This is a genomic window from Bradyrhizobium sp. 22 (assembly GCF_000482425.1).
GTDB classification, from domain to species: Bacteria; Pseudomonadota; Alphaproteobacteria; order Rhizobiales; family Xanthobacteraceae; genus Bradyrhizobium; species Bradyrhizobium japonicum_B.
The window spans coordinates 2,627,073-2,647,456 of record NZ_KI519399.1; the positions used below are offsets into that span (position 1 = coordinate 2,627,073).

Genomic DNA, 20,384 nt, shown 5'->3' on the forward strand with positions numbered 1-20,384 from the left:
CGTTCGGGAACCGCATTGATAGTGCTTGTCCTTCCCGGCCGGCCGGATAGGATTGTCCCGTTTCTTCAAAGTCATTTTACCCGAAGGTCCTTCGAGATGAGCTTAGACGCCGCGCGTCCTTTCAAGAGCCGTCTGGATGTTTCCCCGCGCCACCTGCTGGCACTTGCCATTCTGCTCGGATCGGCCGGCTCCGCCGCCGCGTTGAGCAGGGAAGCAGCGCTGGAGAATTGCCGCATGAGTGTCGGCAAGCCGATCGTGCAGGCCTGCATGCGCGCAGGCGGAGGCGCCAATCTCGAAGCCTGCCGCGCCAAGGCATCGCCTCAGGTCAGAGCCTGTGCGATGGCGGCGCTGAATGCCGCCAATGGCCGCGCCAACGTCGCGGTCGAGCTTCCCAAGGAAGCGGCACCCAAGCTCGAACTCGGTACGGCGCTGCCGAAGGATTTCGTCGCGCCGCCCCGCAGCATCGCCGACATCACGGCCGTCCTCGACGGCGACAAGCCCGACGAGAAGACGATCGCGGAGTTGCAATCGGACGCCGACGCCGTACCGACGGGGAAAGAGTCGCGGGCTGATCTGGCGCAGCTCTATTTCGACCGCGCCAATGCACGTGCCCAGCTCGGCCGGCTCACCGAAGCGATGACCGACGCAGACAAGGCCGTGGAAGTCGGGCGCGGCGCCGTCGGCCCGAACGCGCTGGGGCGGATGCTGCAGCTGCAGTCCTTGCAGCACTCGCTTGCAGGCGATCCGAAACGTGCGCTCGAGATCATGCAAAGGCTGTTGCGTGAATCGGCCAGCATGCCGGGCGCCAAGGGATTGCAGTTCGTGACGAACCGCGGGATTGCGGCCGTCCTCATCCAGATGGGCGACATCGCGCAGGCTGAAGCCTATCTGCGCCGCAGCCAGACCGTGATTCAGGAGGCTCGCACCAGCGGCCATCCCAACTGGCGATCGGCTTATGCCAAGTTCGGCCAGAGCTGGGAAGGCGAGACGGAGCTCACGCGCGCCATGATCTTCGAGGCGCGCGGGCAGTTTGCCGACGCCGAGGCGGCCTATCGCAACGCCGAGCTGCGCAAGCGCGCGAGCACGAAGGCGATCCTGGCAGCGGACAATGCGCCGGCGGAAACCGTTTTGCTGCAGGCGATCGACGGCACCGTGCTGAGCCAGGCGCGCATGAAGGCCAAGCAAGGCCGTCTCGCCGAGGCCGAGGTGGATGCGCGTCGCGCGCTGCTCTCGCGCCTGAAGGACACCGGAAAGTACAACTCGGTTACGCCACGCTTCGTCATGGGCCTGGCGGGCATACTGGTCGACCAGGGTCGCTACGAAGAGGCCGAGAAGCTGGGCCGCGTCGCGCTCGAGATCAACAACAAGGTCGGCGTGCCCGAGCAATCGCAAGCGACGGTGCAATTGCTGTCGCAGCTCGCCGGCATTCTGACGCTCCGCCGCCAGAATGCCGAAGCCAGCGAGATGTTTGCCCGGATCGACAAAGCGGTCGCCGGCTGGGATCCGCAGCGTCGCCAGGTGTTCGAGCTCAATCCCTCCCGCATCCTGTCGCTCTATGGTTCCGGGCAGTTGGACGCGGGCATCGCGGCCGCCGAGCAGCTCCTGAAGAAGCAGATCGCCCGGGTCGGGGAAAATCACTTCGACACCGCGTCGGCTCGCGGCACGCTGGCCGTCGGCCTGATGCGCGCCCGCCGCGATGCCGAGGCGATCCGCGAGTACAAGGCCGCCATTCCGGTGATGATGGCGAGCGCCAACGAGAACGCCGATGATGAGAACACGACGGTGGTCGCGGCGCGCAGCCAGCGGCTGCAGACCATCGTCGAGAGCTACTTGGTGCTGCTTGCGAGGGCCGAAGGGACCGGCAAGGATGTCGGCGAGGAGACGTTCAGCCTCGCCGACGCCATCCGCGGCCGCTCGGTCCAGCAGGCGCTGGCGGCGTCGAGTGCGCGTGCGGCGGCCAAGGATCCCGCGCTCGCCGAGCTCGTGCGCAAGGAGCAGGACCTGACCAAGCAGGTCAACGCCCAGCTCGGCACGCTCAACAATGTGCTCGCGCTTCCAGCAGCGGAACGCGACGAGAAGGGCGTTGCACAAATACAGGCATCGATCGCGGCGTTGCGCAGCCAGCGGGACAAGGCGCGCCTGGAGATCAAGCAGAAGTTCCCGATTTATGCCGACCTCGTCTCGCCCAAGCCGCCGAGCGTCGCCGAGATCCGCGCGACGCTGGCCGATGACGAGGCGATGCTGTCGTTTTATTTCGGCCAGAATGGCAGCTTCGTCTGGGCGGTGCCGAAGTCGGGACCGGTGGCATTCGCCGCCGTGCCTGCCAAGATCGGCGACATCGAGAGCAAGATCCGCAAGCTGCGCGAAGCCCTCGAGCCGCCGGCGGCGATGATCTCGGACATTCCGCCCTTCGACCTCGCGCTCGGCCACGAGCTCTACGAGTTGCTGCTCAAGCCGGTTGAGAGCGGCTGGAAGCCGGCCAGGAACCTGATCGTCGTCACCAATGGCGCGCTCGGCCTGTTGCCGCTGTCCTTGTTGCCCACGGCACCGGCGCAGGTGGCTGCCGAGGAGGACCCGCTCTTCGTCGGCTATCGCAACGTGCCGTGGCTGGCGCGAACCCATGCCGTGTCGACGGTGCCGTCCGCGGCGGCGTTGCGCACGCTCCGGCAATTGCCGCCCGGCAAGCCCGGCCGCGGCGACCTCGTCGCCTTCGGCGATCCCTATTTCAACGGTGAACAGCAGGCCGAGGCGGACGGCGGCGGGGAGAAGATCCAGGTCGCCGACGCCGGCGGCAATGTCACGCGCGGTGGCCCGCTGAAGCGGCGCAACAGTCCGAAGCTGGACGGCGTCGACAGCGCCGAGCTCGGTTTGCTGCCCCGGCTTCCCGATACCGCGGACGAGCTGAAATCGATCGCGCTGGCGCTGCAGGCCGATCCCTCGAAGGTGCTGTTCCTCGGCAAGGACGCCACCGAGAGCACGGTCAAGACCATGAATCTGTCCGGCTTCAGGATCCTGGCCTTCGCCACCCATGGCCTCGTCCCTGGCGAGCTGAACGGTCTGACGCAGCCGGCGCTCGCTCTCTCGTCGCCGGCTGTGACGGGGGAAAGCGGCGACGGTCTTCTGACCATGGAGGAGATTCTCGGCCTCAAGCTCGATGCGGATTGGGTGATCCTGTCGGCCTGCAACACCGGCGCGGGCGCCGGCGCGGGGGCCGAGGCGGCATCCGGACTCGGGCGCGCGTTCTTCTACGCCGGAACGCGTGCGCTGCTGGTGACGAACTGGTCGGTGCATTCGCAATCGGCGCGGCAATTGGTGACGGATCTGTTCAAGCGGCAGGCCGACGATCCGAAACTGTCGCGCAGCGAGGCGCTGCGCCAGGCGGCGATGGCCCTCGTCGATGGCCCCGGCTATCTCGACAGCGAGGGCAAGACCGAGTTTGCCTATGCGCATCCGCTGTTCTGGGCGCCGTACACGATCATCGGCGATGGCGGCGTGCGGTGATGACAAGGTGAGGGAAGGGGTGAACGGACCATGAAGCGGAATGTCTTGTTGGGGGTAATGGCGGCAGCCTTGTTGCTTTCGGCACCTGCGCGCGCCACGCAATTGATCACGGAGGAGGAAGCCAAGCTGCCGCCGCCGAAGGGAGCGGTCGCAGCCGACCGTCGTGGCATCCTGCGCGGTCCGAAGGTCGAATTCATCTCGCCCGGCGGCGCCGTCAGCTCACCGATGCCGCTGGTGTTGAAGTTCGAGTCGTTCGGCGGGGCAAAGATCGATCCGGAGTCGGTCAAGATGATCTTCCTCCGGACGCCGAACGTGGACCTCACCCCGCGGGTCAAGCCGTTCGTGAAGGCGGACGGCATCAACATCCAGGACGCGGAGCTGCCCCCCGGCGAATACGCCGTGCGGGTCGACATCAAGGACAGCGACGGCCGGTCGGGCACGACCGTCTTCACGCTGAAGGTCGCACCCAAGTGAGCTGCCCTTATTGCTGCGCCGAAACCGCGGAGGGTGCTCTGGTTTGCGGCGACTGCGGGCGCGACATCGCCGTTCCCGCGACGCTGATGGCGGAGCGTGACGATCTCCTGCGCAAGCGCCAGGAGCTGCGCGACGAGCTGAAACGGGCCAGAGACGAGGCCGAGGCCTTCATGAGGCGGAGGCATTCGCGCTAGCGATGGAATGTCCGTTCTGCGCCGAGACGATCAAGGACGAGGCCATTGCGTGCATGCACTGCTCGCGCGACCTGCGCGTGGTGCGGCCGACCCTGCTCGAGATCGAAGAGATCGTCGCCGATCTGGACAGGCTCAGGCGCGATCTCGACCGGGTCAATGTCCGGCTCGAACGGTACAAGAATCCGCTGCGCTATTTCACGACGCATGCGGTTCTCTACGTCGCGATACCGTCCCTTCTTCTGGTAATCGCGCATGTACTCGTGACCATCACCTTCAACGTGTCGCCGATCCCGCTCCGGATCGCCTCGATCGTCATACCGCTGCTGTTCGGATTCGTGGCCTACCCGCTGCACCGGGTTTCGACCTTGACGGCCCTGGTGCTGGGGTTCCTGGCAGCAGCCGTCAGCGTCCTGTCGATGCTGACGGTCACGGGAATTCACGACCACGTTCCGATCCTGCCGGAAGCCTGGATCGAATGGCGCGAAGTGTTCGAATATGGCGCCAGCATCCTGCTTGCCTTCGTCTCCGGAAACATCCTCAGCGTCGTGATCTTCCAGGTGCTGCCGCGCGTGCTGACCCAGGGCGGCAAGCCGAACGCGTTCGCCTTCCGCGTGGCGCGCCTGCTCGGGCAGCACGTCGGCGAAGAGCAACTGCGCCGCCGCGCCCGCCTGATCCAGGACCTGATGCAGACGGTCGGCCCGCTGGCTGGCGTCGCCGCGACCGCCGTCGGCTCCATCTATGCCGGCTTGAAGGGCCTGCTGGGATAGCCCGGCCTTTAACCCGGGCCAATTTGTCGACCGCGGTAAAGACCCTGCTCACGAATGCTTGATCCGGATCAACGAGCGCCGCTGGCTTCGGGATATGTTAAAAGAAAGACGTTGCGGCCCCGAAAGGCAAGTCGATCATCGATGAGGTTCGTCCGTACCATCCTGGCATTCGCGATCGCCATATCCTTGGCGATGCTGCCGGCTGGCGTGTCCGCATCCAGCCTTGCGATGTCGTCGGACATGCAGATGGCCATGCCGATCGGCGGCGACGCCGAGATGGCGATGGACGATTGCTGCCCAGACATGACGGGAACGCCTGCCCAGACCATTGGCTACAAATGCGGGATGGGCTTCTGCTGCGTCGGCGGGCTCGTTGCGCTCGACGACGTCAGGCCCGTCGCCGTCGGGTATTTCGCCGTTGCGGCGAGCACGATCGCCATCCCCGAGGATCAGGTCGTCTCCGTCCGCGGCGGCAGTCCTCCCTTCCGGCCTCCTCGAATCTGATCTCGCCAAGCTCAAGGACGCGAGCGGCATTGCCTGCGCGCGTCGACGGCTGACGTGCGCGCTATGCGCCACGGCGAATGAACAGATCATGAGGACAGGACAATGCTTGCCAAATTCAGCACAGCGGCGCTCGCCGCCACCCTTTCGCTTGCCGCTTCCGCCGCCATGGCGGGCGCCGGCGACTACGCCTTCGAGCCCGTCAACGCGCAGATGAAGAAGGGCGACGACGTCACGCTCTCGGTTCGCCTGACCAACAAGCAGACCGGCAAGCCCGTGGCGGACGCCGTCATCTTCAAGACCCGCGTCGACATGGCCCCGGACGGGATGGCGGAGATGGTCTCCGATGTCGCGCCGCTGCCCTCGAAGGAGCCGGGCGTCTACGCCTTCAAGACCGACCTGCCGATGGCGGGCCGTTACCAGGTCACGCTGTCCGCCAAGGTGCAGGGCGAGCCCGAGACCGTCACCGGCAAGGTGATCGTCACGGCGACCAAGTGAGCGTGCGGACGCCGTCGGCGGCGTCCGCACTTCTCTTTCCCATTAAAATGGACGCGCGCCCGGCGCGCGAAGACACACCATGAAGACGCTGCGTCTCCTGACGATTCTCGCGCTCGGCGGCGGCCTCGCCTCAGCCGCGTATTGGTTCTCGCACGAGGGGAGTTGGTCGGTTCATGCCGAGGCGACCCCGGCTGCGGCCGAGGCGAACCGGTCTCCGCTCTATTACCGCGACCCGAGTGGCGCGCCGCTCTGGTCCGCCGCTCCGAGGAAGGACGACCGCGGCCGCGACTATCTGCCGGTCTACGACGACGATCAGGCTGCCGCGGCGGCCTCGAAACCGGCGCAGGCGGAATCATCGCGAAAGATCCTCTACTACCGCAATCCCATGGGTCTGCCCGACACCTCGCCGGTGCCGAAGAAGGATCCGATGGGGATGAACTATATCCCCGTCTACGAAGGCGACGAGGTCGACGACGGCACGGTGAAGCTCTCGCCGGGCAAGATCCAGCGCACCGGCGTGAGATCCGAGCCGGTCGAACGGCGCGCGATCCGCGTTACGGTCAAGGCGCCCGGCACGATCCAGCTCGACGAGCGCCGCGTCTCGGTGATCGCGATGCGCGCCGAGAGCTTCGTGCAGAAGGTCGCCGACGTCACCACCGGCACGCGCGTGAAGGCGGGCCAGCCCCTGATGGAAATCTACAGTTCGGCGGTCGCCTCCGCCGCGGCGGAATATCTCTCCACCATCACCTCGAAGACGGTGGGCGGCGTCGAGATGTACGGGCGCGGCTCGCGGCAACGGCTGGTCAATCTCGACGTGCCCGAGCCGGTCATCGCCGAGATGGAGAAGACGCGCGTCACCCCCGTCACCGTCCATTGGTCGGCACCGCGCGACGGCATCGTGCTCGAGCGCAGCGCGATCGAAGGCATGCGCGCCAATCCCGGCGACGTGCTGTTCAGGATCGCGGACATCTCGCAGGTCTGGGCGCTGGTCGACGTCGCCGAGCGCGATCTCGGCAATGTCGCGGTGGGGCAGTCGGTGGCGGTGCGCGCGCGGAGCTTTCCCGGGCGTACCTTCAGCGGCAGGATCGCCGTGGTCTATCCGCAGGTGAACCGCGAGACGAGGACGGTTCGCGTCCGGATCGAGCTCGCCAATCCGGATGCGGCGCTGCTGCCGGACATGTACGTCGATGCCGACATCGACACGGCCGACGGCGCGCCGGTGCTGGCGATCCAGGACAGCTCGGTGCTCGACACCGGTACGCGCCAGGCCGTTCTCGTCGACAAGGGCGAGGGGCGCTTCGAGCCGCGCGAGGTGAAGCTCGGCCGGCGCGGCGGCGGCTACATCGAGGTGCGGGATGGACTCGGCGAGGGCGAGGCCGTGGTCACATCCGCCAACTTCCTGATCGATGCGGAAAGCAACCTGAAGGCCGCGCTCAAGGGCTTTGCGGAAGGAGCGCCTCAGGCTCCCGAACCCGGTCATGCGACGGGAGAGCACAAATGATCGCCCGCATCATCGCCTGGTCGGCGCGCAATCTGCTGCTGGTGCTGTTCGGCACCGCCTTTGCGGCCGCGGCCGGTCTCTATGCGCTGATCCATCTGCCGCTGGATGCGATCCCGGACCTCTCGGACACCCAGGTCATCGTCTACACCGAATATCCCGGCCAGGCGCCGCAGGTGATCGAGGACCAGGTCACCTATCCCTTGACCACGGCGATGCTGACTGTGCCGAAATCCAAGGTCGTGCGCGGCTTCTCGTTCTTCGGCGCCTCGTTCGTCTACGTGATCTTCGAGGACGGCACCGACATCTACTGGGCGCGCTCGCGCGTCCTGGAGTTCCTGAACGGCGCTGCGTCGCGGCTGCCCGCCGGCGTCAGCCCGACCATCGGTCCCGATGCGACCGGCGTCGGCTGGGTCTACCAATATGCGGTGCTGTCGAAGGAATTGAACCTGGCGGACACCCGAACGATCCAGGACTGGAATCTGAAGTTCGCGCTGGCCAAGGCCGAAGGCGTCGCCGAGGTCGCCAGCATCGGCGGCTTCGTCAAGCAGTACAACGTGGTGCTCGATCCGCAGCGGATGCGCGATCGCGGCATCAGCATGCAGAAGATCCGTGAAGCCATCCGCGCCAGCAACGCCGATGTCGGCGGCCGCACGGTCGAGCTCGCCGAGTTCGAATACGTCATCCGCGGCAAGGGCTACATCAAGAGCATCAACGATCTCGGCAACATCGTGCTGAAGACGAGCAACGGCACGCCGGTGCTGCTCCGCGACGTCGCCAATGTCGAGCTCGGCCCGGACGAGCGCAGGGGCATCACCGAGCTGAACGGCGAGGGTGAGGTCGCGAGCGGCATCGTGTTGCAGCGCTTCGGCGTCAACGCCCTCGACGTCATCGAGAACGTCAAGAGCCGATTCAAGGAGATCGCGAGCAGCCTGCCGAAATCGGTCGAGATCGTCCCGGTCTACGACCGCTCCGGCCTGATCTACGCGGCCATCGACACGCTCAAGCACACCTTGTTCGAGGAGAGCATCGTCGTCGCGCTGGTCTGCATCGTGTTCCTGCTGCACGTCCGCAGCGCGCTGGTCGCGATCCTGATGCTGCCGGTCGGCGTGCTGATGGCGTTCGGCGCCATGAAGCTGCTCGGCCTCGGCTCGAACATCATGAGCTTAGGAGGCATTGCGATCGCGATCGGTGCCATGGTGGATGCCGCGATCGTCATGATCGAGAACGCCCACAAGCATCTCGAACGCGCCGCGCCCGGTCAGTCCCGCGTCCAGATCCTGATCGAGGCCGCATCCGAGGTCGGGCCCGCGCTGTTCTTCAGCCTGCTGATCATCACCGTGTCGTTCATGCCGATCTTCACGCTGGAATCGCAGGAGGGACGGCTGTTCAGCCCGCTCGCCTTCACCAAGACGTTCGCGATGGCGGCTGCGGCCCTCTTGTCCGTCACCCTGGTGCCGGCGCTGATGGTGATCTTCGTCCGCGGCAGGATCGTGCCGGAGCACAGGAATTTCATCAACCGCTTCCTGATCTGGATCTATCGGCCCGTGATCAAGGGCGTGCTCCGCGCCAGGACGCTGGTGATCCTGGCCTCGCTCGTCGTGCTCGCCGTCACGATCTGGCCCGCCCGGCAGCTCGGCACCGAGTTCATGCCGACGCTGAACGAGGGCACGCTGCTCTACATGCCGACGACGCTGCCCGGCATCTCCGTCACCAAGGCGGCCGAGCTGATGCAGACGCAGGACCGCATCATCAAGTCGTTCCCCGAGATCGCCTCGGTCTACGGCAAGGCGGGGCGAGCGGCGACCGCGACCGATCCGGCGCCGACCGAGATGTTCGAGACCGTGGTCAACCTGAAGCCTAGGGAGCAATGGCGTCCCGGCGTCACCGTCGACAGCCTGATCGCTGAGATGGACAAGGCGCTGCAATTCCCGGGCGTCTCCAACGCCTGGACCATGCCGATCAAGGCACGCATCGACATGCTGTCGACCGGCATCCGCACGCCCGTCGGCGTCAAGGTCATGGGCACCGACCTCGTCGAGATCGACCGGCTGGCGCGGCAGGTCGAGCGGGTGATCAAGACCGTGCCGGGCACGTCCTCGGCCTACGCCGAGCGCGGCATCGGCGGCTATTATCTCGAGATCGTCCCCGACCGCGAAGCGCTCGCCCGCTACGGCATCTTGATCCAGGACGTGCAGGACACCATCGCCGCCGCGCTCGGCGGCCAGACGGTGACGACCACCGTGGAGGGCCGGCAGCGCTTCACCGTGAACATGCGCTATCCGCGCGACCTGCGCGACAATCCCAAGGCCATCGCCAGCGACATCCTGGTGCCGATGCCGGCGGGCGGCGCCGTGCCGCTCGGCGAGGTCGCCAAGGTCGAGCCGGCGCGCGGGCCGACCTCGATCCGGACCGAGAATGGCCAGCTCGCGACCTACATCTACGTCGACATCCGCGATCGCGACATCGGCAGCTACGTCGCGGACGCGCAACGCGCGGTGACGGAGAGCATCCAGTTTCCCGCCGGCACTTATGTGGTCTGGAGCGGCCAGTACGAATACCTCCAGCGCGCGGCAGCGCGCCTCAAGATCGTCGTGCCGGTGACGCTGACGATCATCTTCCTGCTGCTGTACCTGAACTTCAAGGCGCTGACCGAGACCCTGATCGTGATGCTGTCGTTGCCGTTCGCGCTGGTCGGCGGCATCTGGATGATGTGGTGGTTCGGCTTCAACCTGTCGGTCGCGGTCGCCGTCGGCTTCATCGCGCTCGCAGGCGTCGCCGCCGAGACCGGCGTCGTGATGCTGATCTACCTCGATCACGCCCTGGCCGAGACGAAGGCGAGGCGCGACGCCGAGGGCAGGGTCTTCACCCGAGCCGATCTCCACGGCGCCATCATGGTGGGCGCGGTCGAGCGCGTCAGGCCCAAGATGATGACCGTGGTCGCCATCATGGCGGGCCTGCTGCCGATCATGTGGAGCACCGGAGCCGGATCGGAGATCATGCAGCGCATCGCGCTGCCGATGATCGGCGGGATGATCTCATCGACGCTGCTGACGCTGATCGTGATCCCCGCGATTTTCGGCCTGGTCAAGGGCGTCCACCTGCCGCCCGAGGCCGAGGACAAGGGACAACCGACCGAAATGACAAAGCCGATCAGTCCGGAATTGCGGGTGCTGCAGTCTGCCGAATGAGGTCAGTGATGTCGAACGACTGTCAGGAATGGCAGGGCGATGGAATTGATCGCCGCATTGGCCGTCACCGCGCTAGTATTGGGGACGGCATTACCAGGAGATGCGCGCATGGGCTTCTACAACGACGTCATTCTGCCCCGGCAACGCGCGGCTCGCGCGGCCCAGGGCCGGGTCCTCGAGATCGGCGTCGGGTCCGGCCGCAACCTGCCGTTCTACGGAGCTACAGTGACGCAGCTTGTGGGTCTCGAGCCCGCTCCAAGGCTTCTCGATATGGCGCGACACGCGCCGCGTCTGGAGACTCCTGTCGATCTCGTCGAAGCTTCGGCCGAGGCTATGCCGATCGAGAACCGCAGCATCGACACGGTGCTGACGACCTGGACCATGTGCAGCATTCCGGACGTCGATCGCGCGATGACGGAGGCCCGCCGTGTGCTGAAACCGGGAGGGAAGCTGATCTTCGTCGAGCATGGCCGCGCGCCCGAACCGAACGTGCGCTGGTGGCAGGATCGCCTGACCCCCGCATGGATGCGCATCTCGGGCGGTTGTCATCTCAACCGGGACATCGCTGACATCTTGACTCGCAACGGCTTTCGCATCGACGAGATGCGCACCGGCTATATGAACGGGCTGAAGCCCATGACGTTTATGTACGAGGGCCAGGCGAGCCCCCGTTGATGCCTGCGACGCTCCGGCCTCGAGGTCCAGCGATGAAGAAGGGAATCCGAAGATGAGGGAACGCGGACATGTGATGACCCGTCGGTCACTTGCAGGGCTGATGGCGGCGGCAATGGCGGCAGTGCTGGCCAGCCCTGCCGTTGCGGCGCAGGCCCAAGACGGCACCATCACGGTGCATAGGGATCCGAGCTGCGGTTGTTGCGCGGGCTGGGTGCAGCATCTCCGGGACGCAGGATTTCTCGTCCAGGTGGAGGAGACCGCCGATCTCGACGCGGTTCGGAATCGTCTCGGCATCCCCTCGGACCTGGCCGCGTGTCACACGGCGGAGGTCGCAGGTTATCTCATCGAGGGACATGTGCCGGCAGCAGCCGTGCGGCGCCTCCTCTCGGAGCGCCCCATTGCGAAAGGGCTCGCTGTGCCGGGCATGCCGGTCGGATCGCCCGGGATGGAGGGCGGCAAGCCGGAGCCTTACACGGTCGTGCTGTTCGGTGCCGATGGTCAAAGGCCATTCATGCGCTTTTTCGGCTCGCAGGTGATCGGTTGAGCTGGATATGGCGAGCTGCGCGGGTACGCGTCTGGCGATGCTGCGCCACCATCGATGAGCTGATGCACGAGCCGAACGTTGCCAATCCTCCGATGACTAGGGCTATCGCATATGAGAGCTTTTCTCTGCGGCCATCCTTCGAGACGCCGCGCAAGGCGGGCTCCTCAGGATGAGGGCGGAGTGCGCGGCGGCAGATTCAACGGGCACTGACGCCGATGAGCCTCATCCTGAGGAGGCGCGTAAGCGCCGTCTCGAAGGACGAGGCGTGCGCGCAGGCGCCGCCACGAGTCATACCTGCCCTTGATGACGCCAAAAGAGCCGGCGGTCATCCTCCGCCGCTATGGCTGTGGCGGATAGCGCTCGAACGCCGGCAGTTCGTGCGCATGCTCCATCCAGTGCAGACGTTCGGCGACCTGGATCTGCATCGTCGGCGGCACGGCCTCGGGATCGTCGTAGGTCGCGCTCTGGATGTCGATCATTCCGGGCACCAGGCTGGCATTGAAGTAGAACAGGCCGGTGCCGCAATTGCCGCAAAAATGCCGCCGACCGTGTTCCGACGAGCTGTAGATCCTGGGCTCGCCCTTGGTCACCTTGACGGCGTTCTCCGGATACATCGTCCAGCCGACCACCGGAGCGCCGGCGTGGAGCCGGCAATCGCGGCAATGGCACAGCGCGTGCACGATCGCGTCGCCCTCGACCTCATAACGGATTGCGCCGCAGTGACAGCCGCCGGTGATGGTGCTCATGCGTTTCTCCCGATCGCGAATTGGCTTTGCCGATCGATAGCTCTCGCAATTTGCGGCAGCAACGGCGCAATCGATTTGCGCTTGCGTCCTACTGTCGCGTGACAGCTGCTGCCATCACGCGCTGATCTGCGATGGGTTCTGGAAAATGTCTCGGGCTGAACGCCTTACTGGCGGGCTTCCAAAGCCGCCGGGGCGCTTGCAGCGCCCGCTTCATACCAGCCCCGCGTCGCCTTGACGATGCGGACGACGGAGAGCATCACGGGCACCTCGACCAGCACGCCGACCACGGTCGCCAGTGCAGCGCCGGAATCCAGGCCGAACAGGCTGATCGCGGCGGCGACCGCCAGCTCGAAGAAATTGCTCGCGCCGATGAGGGCGGCTGGAGCGGCGACACACCAGGCCACGCCAAGCCGTCGGCTCAGCCAGTACGCCAAGCCCGCATTGAGATAGACCTGGACCAGGATCGGCACGGCGAGGATGGCAATGACGAGCGGCTGGCTGACGATCTGCTCGCCCTGGAAACCGAACAGCAGCACCAATGTGGCGAGCAGCGCGACCAGGGACAGAGGCTGCAGCGTGCGCATGACGCGGTCGAAGCCGGCAGTGCCGCTTCGCAGCAGCACCTTGCGCCACAGCTGTGCGACGATCACGGGAACCACGATGTAGAGCAGGACGGAGAGCAGCAGCGTGCCCCAGGGCACGCTGATCGAGGCCACACCCAGCAGCAGTCCCACCAGCGGCGCGAACAGGAACACCATGATCACGTCGTTCAGGGCGACCTGGCTCAGCGTGTAGTGAGGCTCGCCCTCGCACAGGTTCGACCACACGAACACCATCGCGGTGCAGGGCGCGGCCGCCAGCAGGATCAAGCCGGCGATGTAGGACGAAATCTGGCCGGCCGGCAGCAGCGGCGCGAAGAGATGGCCGATGAAGAAGGAGCCGAGCAGCGCCATCGAGAACGGCTTCACCGCCCAATTGATGAAGAGGGTGACGCCGACGCCGCGCCAATGTTTCCGCACCTCGCCCAGCGAGCCGAAGTCGATCTTCAGCAGCATCGGCACGATCATGAGCCAGATCAGGACCGCGACCGGCAGGTTGACCTTGGCGACCTCGGCAGCCGCGACCGTGCCGAAGAAACCGGGCATGACGTGCCCCAGCGCGACGCCGACGACGATGCAAAGCGCGACCCACAGCGTGAGGTATCGTTCGAAGATGCCCATCGTCACGCCACGTCGTCTCTGTTGGACGTCGCGCCGTCGGAGCGGCCGATCTCGCGCAGCCTGGTGCCGAGCGAGAGCTTGTCAATGCTCCGCAGCGGAAGGCTCACGAACGTATCAATCCGGTTCTTCAGATAGCGGAACGCGGTGACGAACGCCGCCTGCTTCTCCAGATCCGTGCCTTCGGCAGCGGCAGGGTCCTCGATGCCCCAGTGCGCGGTCATCGGCTGGCCTGGCCAGATCGGACAGGACTCGCCGGCGGCGTTGTCGCAAACGGTAAAGACGAAATCCATCACCGGGGCATCGGGCGCGGCGAACTCGAGCCAACTCTTCGAGCGCATTCCGTCGGTCGGGTACTCCAGGGTCTCGAGCGTGCGCAGCGCCAGCGGATGCACCGCGCCCTTTGGCGTGCTTCCGGCGGAAAAGGCCCGAAAGCGGCCGGCACCGTCCTTGCGAAGGATTGACTCGGCCAGGATGGATCGCGCCGAATTGCCGGTGCATAGAAACAGGACGTTGTAGATCGGGTCAGGCACGGCTTCGCTCCTTACGTTTCGGCGGGCAGCAGGATTGCAGGGTTTCGACGACGGGATTGCAGACCTCGGGACGTCCGCCGCAGCAATCGCGCAACAGGAACACCGCGATGTCGCGGAATTCGCCGAGATTGGCGCGGTAGACGATCGAGCGGCTGTGCCGCTCGGAGGAGACGAGGCGCGCCCGGCTCAGGATCGCCAGATGCGCGGACAGCGTATTCTGCGGAACCTCCAGCACGCGGGCGAGATCGCCGGCGGCAAGCCCGTCGGGCTCGTGCCTCACCAGCGTCCGGAATGCCTCCAGGCGGGTCGGCTGGGCCAGTGCGGCGAGGGCGAGGACGGCTTCTTCATTTTCCATATATCCAGATTTACGGAAATATGAGGTCGAGTCAAGCCGGAATCTGGTCCCCGGTCACGTCATAATTCGAATATTCTAGAAGTATGGTTTGACAGCGCATGCGAACGAGTGCAGCATGAGTGTCATGAAGATCGCCGACGCAGCAGCACGTCTGGAGGCCCTGGGCAATCAAACCCGGCTCCAGATTTACCGGGCCTTGGTCCGGGCCGGGCACGCGGGCATGCCCGTCGGCCGTCTGCAGGAGAAGCTGAAGATTCCGGCATCGACGCTGTCGCATCACATCAAGGCCCTCGTTGCGGTCGGACTCGTCAGCCAGGTCAGGGAATCGACCACGCTGATCTGCCACGCGAACTTTGACGCGATGCGCGGCCTCCTCGCCTTCATGGTTGCGGAATGCTGCGCCGACGAAGCCGGGTGCAACGGAGCGCAAACGGCGGCGTGATCCTTTTGCGAACTTATTCGATGATTCTAGAAAGATGGGAGAAGCTGGGATGAACGCCAAAATGAACGACAAGACGGTCGCCATCATCGGGGCAGGGCCGGTCGGCCTCGCTGCCGCAGCTCATGTGCTCGAACGCGGCATGTCGCCGATCGTGCTCGAGGCCGGGCCTGAAGCCGCGCACGCGATCCGCCAATGGCAGCATGTCCAGCTGTTCTCGCCATGGGAATACAATGTCGACAAGGCGGCGGCGCGCCTGCTCGCGCCGACGGGATGGAATTCGCCGGACCCGCAATCCTATCCGGCCGGCGGCGAGCTGATCGACCGCTATCTGACGCCGCTCGCCACACGGACGCCGCTGCGCGACACGATCCGGACGTCGAGCCGGGTCACCGCGATCAGCCGCGCCGGCTTCGACAAGGCGAAGACGAAGGGCAGGGAGCAGGCGCCGTTCGAGATCCGCTATCAGAACGGCAGGGGGCCCGAGGTGCTGCGGGCCGATGCCGTGATCGACGTCTCGGGCACGTGGTTCTCGCCCAATCCCGCTGGCAGCAACGGTTTGCCCGCGATCGGCGAACGCGAGCGCGCCGACCGCATCGCCTATGGCATGCCGGATGTGCGGGGCACGGAGCGCGCCAGATACGCCGGCAAGATTGTCGCCGTGCTCGGTGCCGGCCATTCCGCGGTCGGTACGCTGATTGATCTCGCGCAGCTCGCGGGCGAGGTACCGGGCACGCAAGCGATCTGGCTGTTGCGCGGCGCCGATCCCGCCAAGTCTTTCGGCGGCGGCCGCAACGACAAGCTTGCCGCCCGCGGCGAACTGGGCTCCGCCTTTGCCGCGCTCGTGACCGCCGGCAAGATCAGGGTGGAGAGCGAATTCGGTGTCACGCACCTTTCGGAGTCCGAAGGCCGCCTCAGGATCTCGGCCGGCAGCGGCTGCGGTGCGCGCAGCGTGGTGGCGGACGAGCTCGTCGTCTCCACCGGCTTTCGCCCCGATCTGTCGTTCCTGTCCGAATTGCGGCTGCGGCTCGATCCGGCCATCGAGGCGCCTGCCGCGCTGGCGCCGCTGATCGATCCTAACGAGCACAGCTGCGGCACGGTCCGTCCGCACGGCGCGCGCGAGCTCGCGCACGACGAACCGGGCTTCTATCTCGCCGGCATGAAGTCCTACGGCCGTGCGCCGACCTTCCTGATGATGACCGGATACGAACAGGTCCGCTCCATCGTGGCCGACATCGCCGGTGACAAGGCGGCTGCAGCGCGCGTCGAGCTCGTGCTGCCGGAGACCGGCGTCTGCACGCGCGGTGGTGTCGAGGCGGCGGATGCGGGATGCTGTGGCGGTCCAGCGAAGGAGGAGACGTCGGCCTGCTGCGCCGCTGACGAAAAAGCCAAGCAGGCAGGCCGCACCGGCTGCGGCTGCTGATGAGCAGCCTCGCTGCGGCCGGGACTGAGCGGCCGCTCTCTGTTGTTCTCGCGCTCGGAACCGCGCAGACCATTGCGTGGGCATCGAGCTACTATCTTCCGGCCATCCTGGCGGCGCCGATTGCGAGCGATCTCGGACTTGTGCCGACATACGTGTTCGGTGCGCTGTCGGCCGCGCTCGTCATCTCCGGGCTGCTCGGCCCGCGCGTCGGCCACGCCATCGATACGTTCGGAGGGCGCGGCCTGCTTGCCGTATCGAATCTCGTTTTTGCGGCAGGCCTGCTCCTCCTCTCGGCGGCGCATGGCGTGGTGGTGCTGATCGCATCCTGGATAGTGCTCGGGATTGCCATGGGCTTGGGCCTGTATGAGGCGGCCTTTGCGACGCTTGCGCGCATCTATGGCAGCAATGCGCGACGAACGATCACCGGAATCACCCTGATTGCCGGTTTCGCCAGCACCCTCGGCTGGCCGCTCACGACGTGGCTGGCCGCCGAGTATGGCTGGCGCTTCGCCTGCCAGGTCTGGGCGGTGATTCATCTTGGCCTTGCGCTCCCGCTCAATCTGTCGCTGCCGCGCGCCGTTCCACTAGACCAGTCGCATCGGCCCGATCCAGGCGCTAGCCAGAGACCCGGACGGCAGAGCGAGACCTTGGCGATGGTGCTGTTGGCTTACATGTTCGCGGCGGCAGCCTTCGTCAGCTCGGGTGTCTCGGCTATCCTGCCGACCATGCTGGTTGCGTTCGGTGCAACGCCGGCCCAGGCCCTGATTGCAGGAGCACTGGTCGGGCCGGCCCAGGTTGGCGCCCGCCTTCTGGAAGCAGGATGGCTCGGCCGGTTTCATCCGCTGCTGTCGGCAAGGCTGGCCATGCTCATGAATCCGATCGGTGTGATTGCACTGGTCATGGGCGGTCCCTTCTTCGCATCGACTTTCACGGTGCTGTATGGCGCAGGCAACGGCATCATCACCATTGCCCGCGGTACGCTTCCGCTGGCATTGTTCGGTCCGTCAGGGTTCGGCAGGCGGGTCGGCATGATCTCGCTGCCTTCGCGAGCCACCGGCGCGCTCGCGCCACTCGCACTCGGCGTGATGGTGGAGCATTTTGGCAGCAGCGCGCTATGGATCAGCGCGCTGGCCTCGATCTCCGCATTTTTCGCACTGCTGATGCTGCGTGCTGACCAGACCAGATAGGACCGACGGGAGGAGAGCATTCGCAGCCTGAGCGGAGGACCGTTGATTGCGGCGATGTGCATCGGGCAGCTCGGCAATCTGCTGCCGCACGTGACGCTGTCCGCGAATCTGGCGCAGCATCTGATGCCGGCATGGGGGCTGTCCGCCGCCGAAGGCGGGTTGATGGCGAGCGGCTATGCGTTCGGCTACATGCTGGCCGTCCCGGTGCTGACGACGCTGACCGATCGCATCGACGCGCGGATCGTGCTGCTGTGCGGCTCCATCGTCAGCGGGCTTGCGACCATCGCCTTCGGCATCTTTGCCGAGGGATTCTGGTCGGGGACCGTCATCTGGTCGCTCGCAGGATTGGGCTTCGCCGGCGCCTACATGCCGGGGCTGAAGGCGCTGACGGACCGGTTACCCGCCGGCGACAGCTCGCGGGCGGTGACGCTGTACACGTCGAGCTTCTCGGTCGGCGTCGGCCTGTCGTTCCTGCTCGCGCAGGTCCTCGCCGACCGCTGGGGATGGCGGAGCGCGTTCTACGTCACCGGCGCCGGCCCCGTCGCGATGGTGATCGCGTGCCTGCTGATCGAGGGACGGCAGCCAGCGCCGAAGTCCGGGCGTCTTCTCGACTTCGCACCCGTCCTCGCCAATCGCGAGGCGCTCGGCTACATCCTCGGTTACGGCGCCCACTGCTTCGAGCTCTACGGCATTCGCACCTGGCTGGTCGGGTTCTGGACCTTCGTCGTTGCGCATCAAGGCGAGCCGTCCTGGATGACGCCGGTGCTGATGAGCTTCTGCTTCGCGGTGATCTCGATGCCCGCCAGCATCCTCGGCAACGAGGCCGCGCTGAAATTCGGACGGCATCGCGCCATCACCGTCGTGATGATGGCGTCGGCCTGCGTCGCGCTGGTGATCGGCTTCAACGCGAGCGCCCCGGCCTGGGTGCTCGCGCTGCTGCTGATGATCTACGGCGTGACCGTGCCCGCCGATTCAGGCGCGCTCACCGCCGGCATGTCCGCGGCGGCCGTCTCCGAGCATCGCGGCGCCACCCTGGCCCTGCACTCGACGGTCGGCTTCGGTCTGTCGGCGCTCGGCGCCTGGGGAACCGGCGTCGCACTCGATCTCGCCGGCGGCCCGCAGAGTGCAAGCGGCTGGCTGCTGGTGTTCACCGTGCTCGCGGCCGGAATCGCGCTGGGGCCAGTGGCGCTGCTGTGGGCGCGAAGAGGGCATTCCGGCAAGCCGTGAGCACACTTGCTCGGCGTGAGAAAGTCGCGCTCCCGCCAAGCCGTCCGCGACGGATTGCTCCGCGCTGGCGCAACGCACTCTCGATGATCGAAGCGTGCCGGTGTTTTGCCCGACGTGTGAAAGCGGGCAGATTCAGCCTGAAGCCTCAACAACATCGCTGCGAAGAGCACAATGATTTCAACACCCCCGCACCTGTGCATGGGGTTGTTTTCGCAATTTTTTGTTTGGCACTGCCGAACCGGCAGCCCTCAGCGCCGGCCGCGCTTGGTGTCGGCCTTGGCCGGCGGCTCGGTCTGCGGCGCGCAGGTCGCGGCTTGCAGCGTTGCCTGCGCCTGCGGCATCAGGCCGGGCTCGGGGGCGAGCGCCTTCATCACGATCAGGCCGGTGGCGGTCGGGGAATCGATGATCAGGCGGTCGGCCGCGGTGACCTCCTCGTCCTCGGGCAGCTCGCTGTGCTGCGCCTCGGTCATCAAATCGAGCTCGATCACCTTGCGACCCGCCGAGCGGTCGTTGATGGCGTAATAGGCGATCTCGTTGCGGGTGTAGAACGACACCGAGGTGTAGGCCTGACTGACCGGCACGGTGAGCTTGATCGGTCCGCCCGAGAGGTCATAGCGGCAGATCGCCAGCGCGAACGCCGGGTCCATGAACGGCATCGGCGAAGTGTTGGGATCGGCGAGGGGAAGCTGGGTGACGCCGTTCACCTTCGTCATCGGCGTCAGCCGCGAATAGGCGTCCTGCGTCGCGATCCGCGGCAGCGCCAGCACGCTGACGAGATGGACCACGAGGCCCAGCACGATGCCGGCAACGATGGTGAAGGCCAGGCGGATCATGAGCAGCCCGCCGTGCTGATGCTGGGCATCGGCGCATCGCGCTGGGTGCGCGTGGCGACGCCGACCGGGGTGTCGTAGAGGCGCAGCATCAGGGCGTAGCGCTCGATGCCGCCGGTCGGCAGCCAGTTCCCGGCGCGCGAGCGCGAGGCGATGCGGATCTCGAACGAGCCGTCGGAGGACCGCACGATCTCCTGGCTGGTGAAGCCGTAGCGCTGCAGCGAGTTCGCAACGAGATGGCCCTTGCGGTCGTACAGCGTCAGCGTCCAGAACCGCGCCGGCGGCGTCACGCCGGAGACGATCACGTCGCAGCGGCCGTCGAGCGGCTTCTTCTTGTCGTCGGTGGTGGCGGTGAAGGCGACGCCGTCGCCGGTGCCGATCGGCAGCTCGCCGCTGCGGACGATGGTGGCGCGCGAATAGGGATCGACGTCGGCGGTGCCGGTGCGCGGCCGCGCGGTCCAGGCGCCGATGGTCAGCGCGCCGATGTCGGTGCCGCGCGTCGTCGTCATCCAGGTCGCGCCGACGCCGACCACCGTCGCGAGCAGAAGGGCCGTCAATGTGATCAGGATCAGCCGCACTTGTTT

At 66.2% G+C, this 20,384-nt stretch carries 21 protein-coding genes; 14 read left to right on the forward strand and 7 right to left on the reverse strand.

Annotated features, from left to right (window positions below; all coding sequences use genetic code 11):
• Positions 1–96 precede the first annotated feature (96 nt).
• The 4 genes from K410_RS0113670 to K410_RS0113685 are packed head-to-tail and all read left to right on the forward strand — an operon-like array spanning position 97 to position 4,936.
• Positions 97–3,501 (forward strand): CHAT domain-containing protein, encoded by a 3,405-nt coding sequence (locus K410_RS0113670; protein ID WP_028135398.1) that lies wholly within the window; start codon positions 97–99, stop codon positions 3,499–3,501.
• 30 nt (positions 3,502–3,531) lie between these two features.
• Entirely contained in the window at positions 3,532–3,975 is a 444-nt protein-coding gene (locus K410_RS0113675) for a hypothetical protein (protein ID WP_028135399.1), read from the forward strand.
• Positions 3,972–4,169: a hypothetical protein gene (locus tag K410_RS38450; protein WP_080672157.1), complete on the forward strand. Its 198-nt coding sequence runs from the start codon at positions 3,972–3,974 to the stop codon at positions 4,167–4,169. Before K410_RS0113675 ends, K410_RS38450 begins: the two co-directional genes overlap by 4 nt.
• Before the next feature lie 2 nt (positions 4,170–4,171).
• Entirely contained in the window at positions 4,172–4,936 is a 765-nt protein-coding gene (locus K410_RS0113685) for a hypothetical protein (protein ID WP_028135400.1), read from the forward strand.
• A gap of 68 nt (positions 4,937–5,004) precedes the next feature.
• Here the strand turns inward: K410_RS0113685 and K410_RS41000 are convergent, their stop codons facing one another.
• On the reverse strand, positions 5,005–5,178 hold the full coding sequence (locus K410_RS41000; protein ID WP_245269487.1) for a hypothetical protein: 174 nt from the start codon (positions 5,176–5,178) through the stop codon (positions 5,005–5,007).
• A 4-nt stretch (positions 5,179–5,182) separates the two neighbouring features.
• Here K410_RS41000 and K410_RS0113690 point away from each other — a divergent pair, with 4 nt between their 5' ends.
• The 6 genes from K410_RS0113690 (at position 5,183) to K410_RS0113715 (ending at position 11,843) form a co-directional block, all read left to right on the forward strand.
• Positions 5,183–5,440, forward strand: coding sequence for a hypothetical protein (locus K410_RS0113690; protein ID WP_349509797.1), 258 nt, complete (start codon positions 5,183–5,185; stop codon positions 5,438–5,440).
• Between the two features lie 102 nt (positions 5,441–5,542).
• Positions 5,543–5,935 carry a FixH family protein gene (locus K410_RS0113695; RefSeq protein WP_028135402.1) on the forward strand — a complete coding sequence of 131 codons (393 nt, stop codon included), beginning with the start codon at positions 5,543–5,545 and terminating at the stop codon, positions 5,933–5,935.
• Between the two features lie 79 nt (positions 5,936–6,014).
• Positions 6,015–7,436 (forward strand): efflux RND transporter periplasmic adaptor subunit, encoded by a 1,422-nt coding sequence (locus K410_RS0113700; protein ID WP_028135403.1) that lies wholly within the window; start codon positions 6,015–6,017, stop codon positions 7,434–7,436.
• Complete coding sequence (locus K410_RS0113705; RefSeq protein ID WP_028135404.1) at positions 7,433–10,624, forward strand: efflux RND transporter permease subunit; 3,192 nt, start codon at positions 7,433–7,435, stop codon at positions 10,622–10,624. The genes K410_RS0113700 and K410_RS0113705 overlap by 4 nt, the downstream gene beginning before the upstream one ends.
• 108 nt (positions 10,625–10,732) lie before the next feature.
• Entirely contained in the window at positions 10,733–11,299 is a 567-nt protein-coding gene (locus K410_RS0113710) for a class I SAM-dependent methyltransferase (protein WP_028135405.1), read from the forward strand.
• Positions 11,300–11,399: 100 nt separating this feature from the next.
• Entirely contained in the window at positions 11,400–11,843 is a 444-nt protein-coding gene (locus K410_RS0113715) for a DUF411 domain-containing protein (RefSeq protein ID WP_245269376.1), read from the forward strand.
• Between the two features lie 338 nt (positions 11,844–12,181).
• On the opposite strand, the gene K410_RS0113720 is transcribed toward K410_RS0113715, so the two are convergent.
• From K410_RS0113720 to K410_RS0113735, 4 genes are all read right to left on the reverse strand, one after another.
• Positions 12,182–12,589, reverse strand: coding sequence for a GFA family protein (locus tag K410_RS0113720; protein ID WP_028135407.1), 408 nt, complete (start codon positions 12,587–12,589; stop codon positions 12,182–12,184).
• 164 nt (positions 12,590–12,753) lie between these two features.
• Positions 12,754–13,809: an ACR3 family arsenite efflux transporter gene (arsB, locus tag K410_RS0113725; RefSeq protein WP_028135408.1), complete on the reverse strand. Its 1,056-nt coding sequence runs from the start codon at positions 13,807–13,809 to the stop codon at positions 12,754–12,756.
• 2 nt (positions 13,810–13,811) lie between these two features.
• Positions 13,812–14,339, reverse strand: coding sequence for an arsenate reductase ArsC (locus K410_RS0113730; RefSeq protein ID WP_028135409.1), 528 nt, complete (start codon positions 14,337–14,339; stop codon positions 13,812–13,814).
• Positions 14,332–14,694 carry an ArsR/SmtB family transcription factor gene (locus K410_RS0113735; protein ID WP_028135410.1) on the reverse strand — a complete coding sequence of 121 codons (363 nt, stop codon included), beginning with the start codon at positions 14,692–14,694 and terminating at the stop codon, positions 14,332–14,334. The genes K410_RS0113730 and K410_RS0113735 overlap by 8 nt, the downstream gene beginning before the upstream one ends.
• 124 nt (positions 14,695–14,818) lie before the next feature.
• Here K410_RS0113735 and K410_RS0113740 point away from each other — a divergent pair, with 124 nt between their 5' ends.
• The 4 genes from K410_RS0113740 (at position 14,819) to K410_RS0113755 (ending at position 18,970) form a co-directional block, all read left to right on the forward strand.
• The gene (locus tag K410_RS0113740; RefSeq protein ID WP_028135411.1) at positions 14,819–15,136 is read left to right on the forward strand and encodes an ArsR/SmtB family transcription factor; all 318 of its coding nucleotides are present in this window, start codon (positions 14,819–14,821) and stop codon (positions 15,134–15,136) included.
• Between the two features lie 61 nt (positions 15,137–15,197).
• Complete coding sequence (locus K410_RS0113745) at positions 15,198–16,556, forward strand: NAD(P)-binding domain-containing protein (protein ID WP_028135412.1); 1,359 nt, start codon at positions 15,198–15,200, stop codon at positions 16,554–16,556.
• On the forward strand, positions 16,556–17,743 hold the full coding sequence (locus K410_RS0113750; protein WP_028135413.1) for an MFS transporter: 1,188 nt from the start codon (positions 16,556–16,558) through the stop codon (positions 17,741–17,743). The genes K410_RS0113745 and K410_RS0113750 overlap by 1 nt, the downstream gene beginning before the upstream one ends.
• Before the next feature lie 54 nt (positions 17,744–17,797).
• Complete coding sequence (locus tag K410_RS0113755) at positions 17,798–18,970, forward strand: MFS transporter (protein WP_049820035.1); 1,173 nt, start codon at positions 17,798–17,800, stop codon at positions 18,968–18,970.
• 248 nt (positions 18,971–19,218) lie between these two features.
• Here the strand turns inward: K410_RS0113755 and K410_RS0113760 are convergent, their stop codons facing one another.
• A complete protein-coding gene (locus K410_RS0113760; protein WP_028135415.1) occupies positions 19,219–19,803 on the reverse strand; it encodes a DUF1254 domain-containing protein in 585 nt (194 codons plus the stop codon).
• The gene (locus K410_RS0113765) at positions 19,800–20,378 is read right to left on the reverse strand and encodes a DUF1214 domain-containing protein (RefSeq protein WP_028135416.1); all 579 of its coding nucleotides are present in this window, start codon (positions 20,376–20,378) and stop codon (positions 19,800–19,802) included. The genes K410_RS0113760 and K410_RS0113765 overlap by 4 nt, the downstream gene beginning before the upstream one ends.
• Between the last annotated feature and the right edge of the window lie 6 nt (positions 20,379–20,384).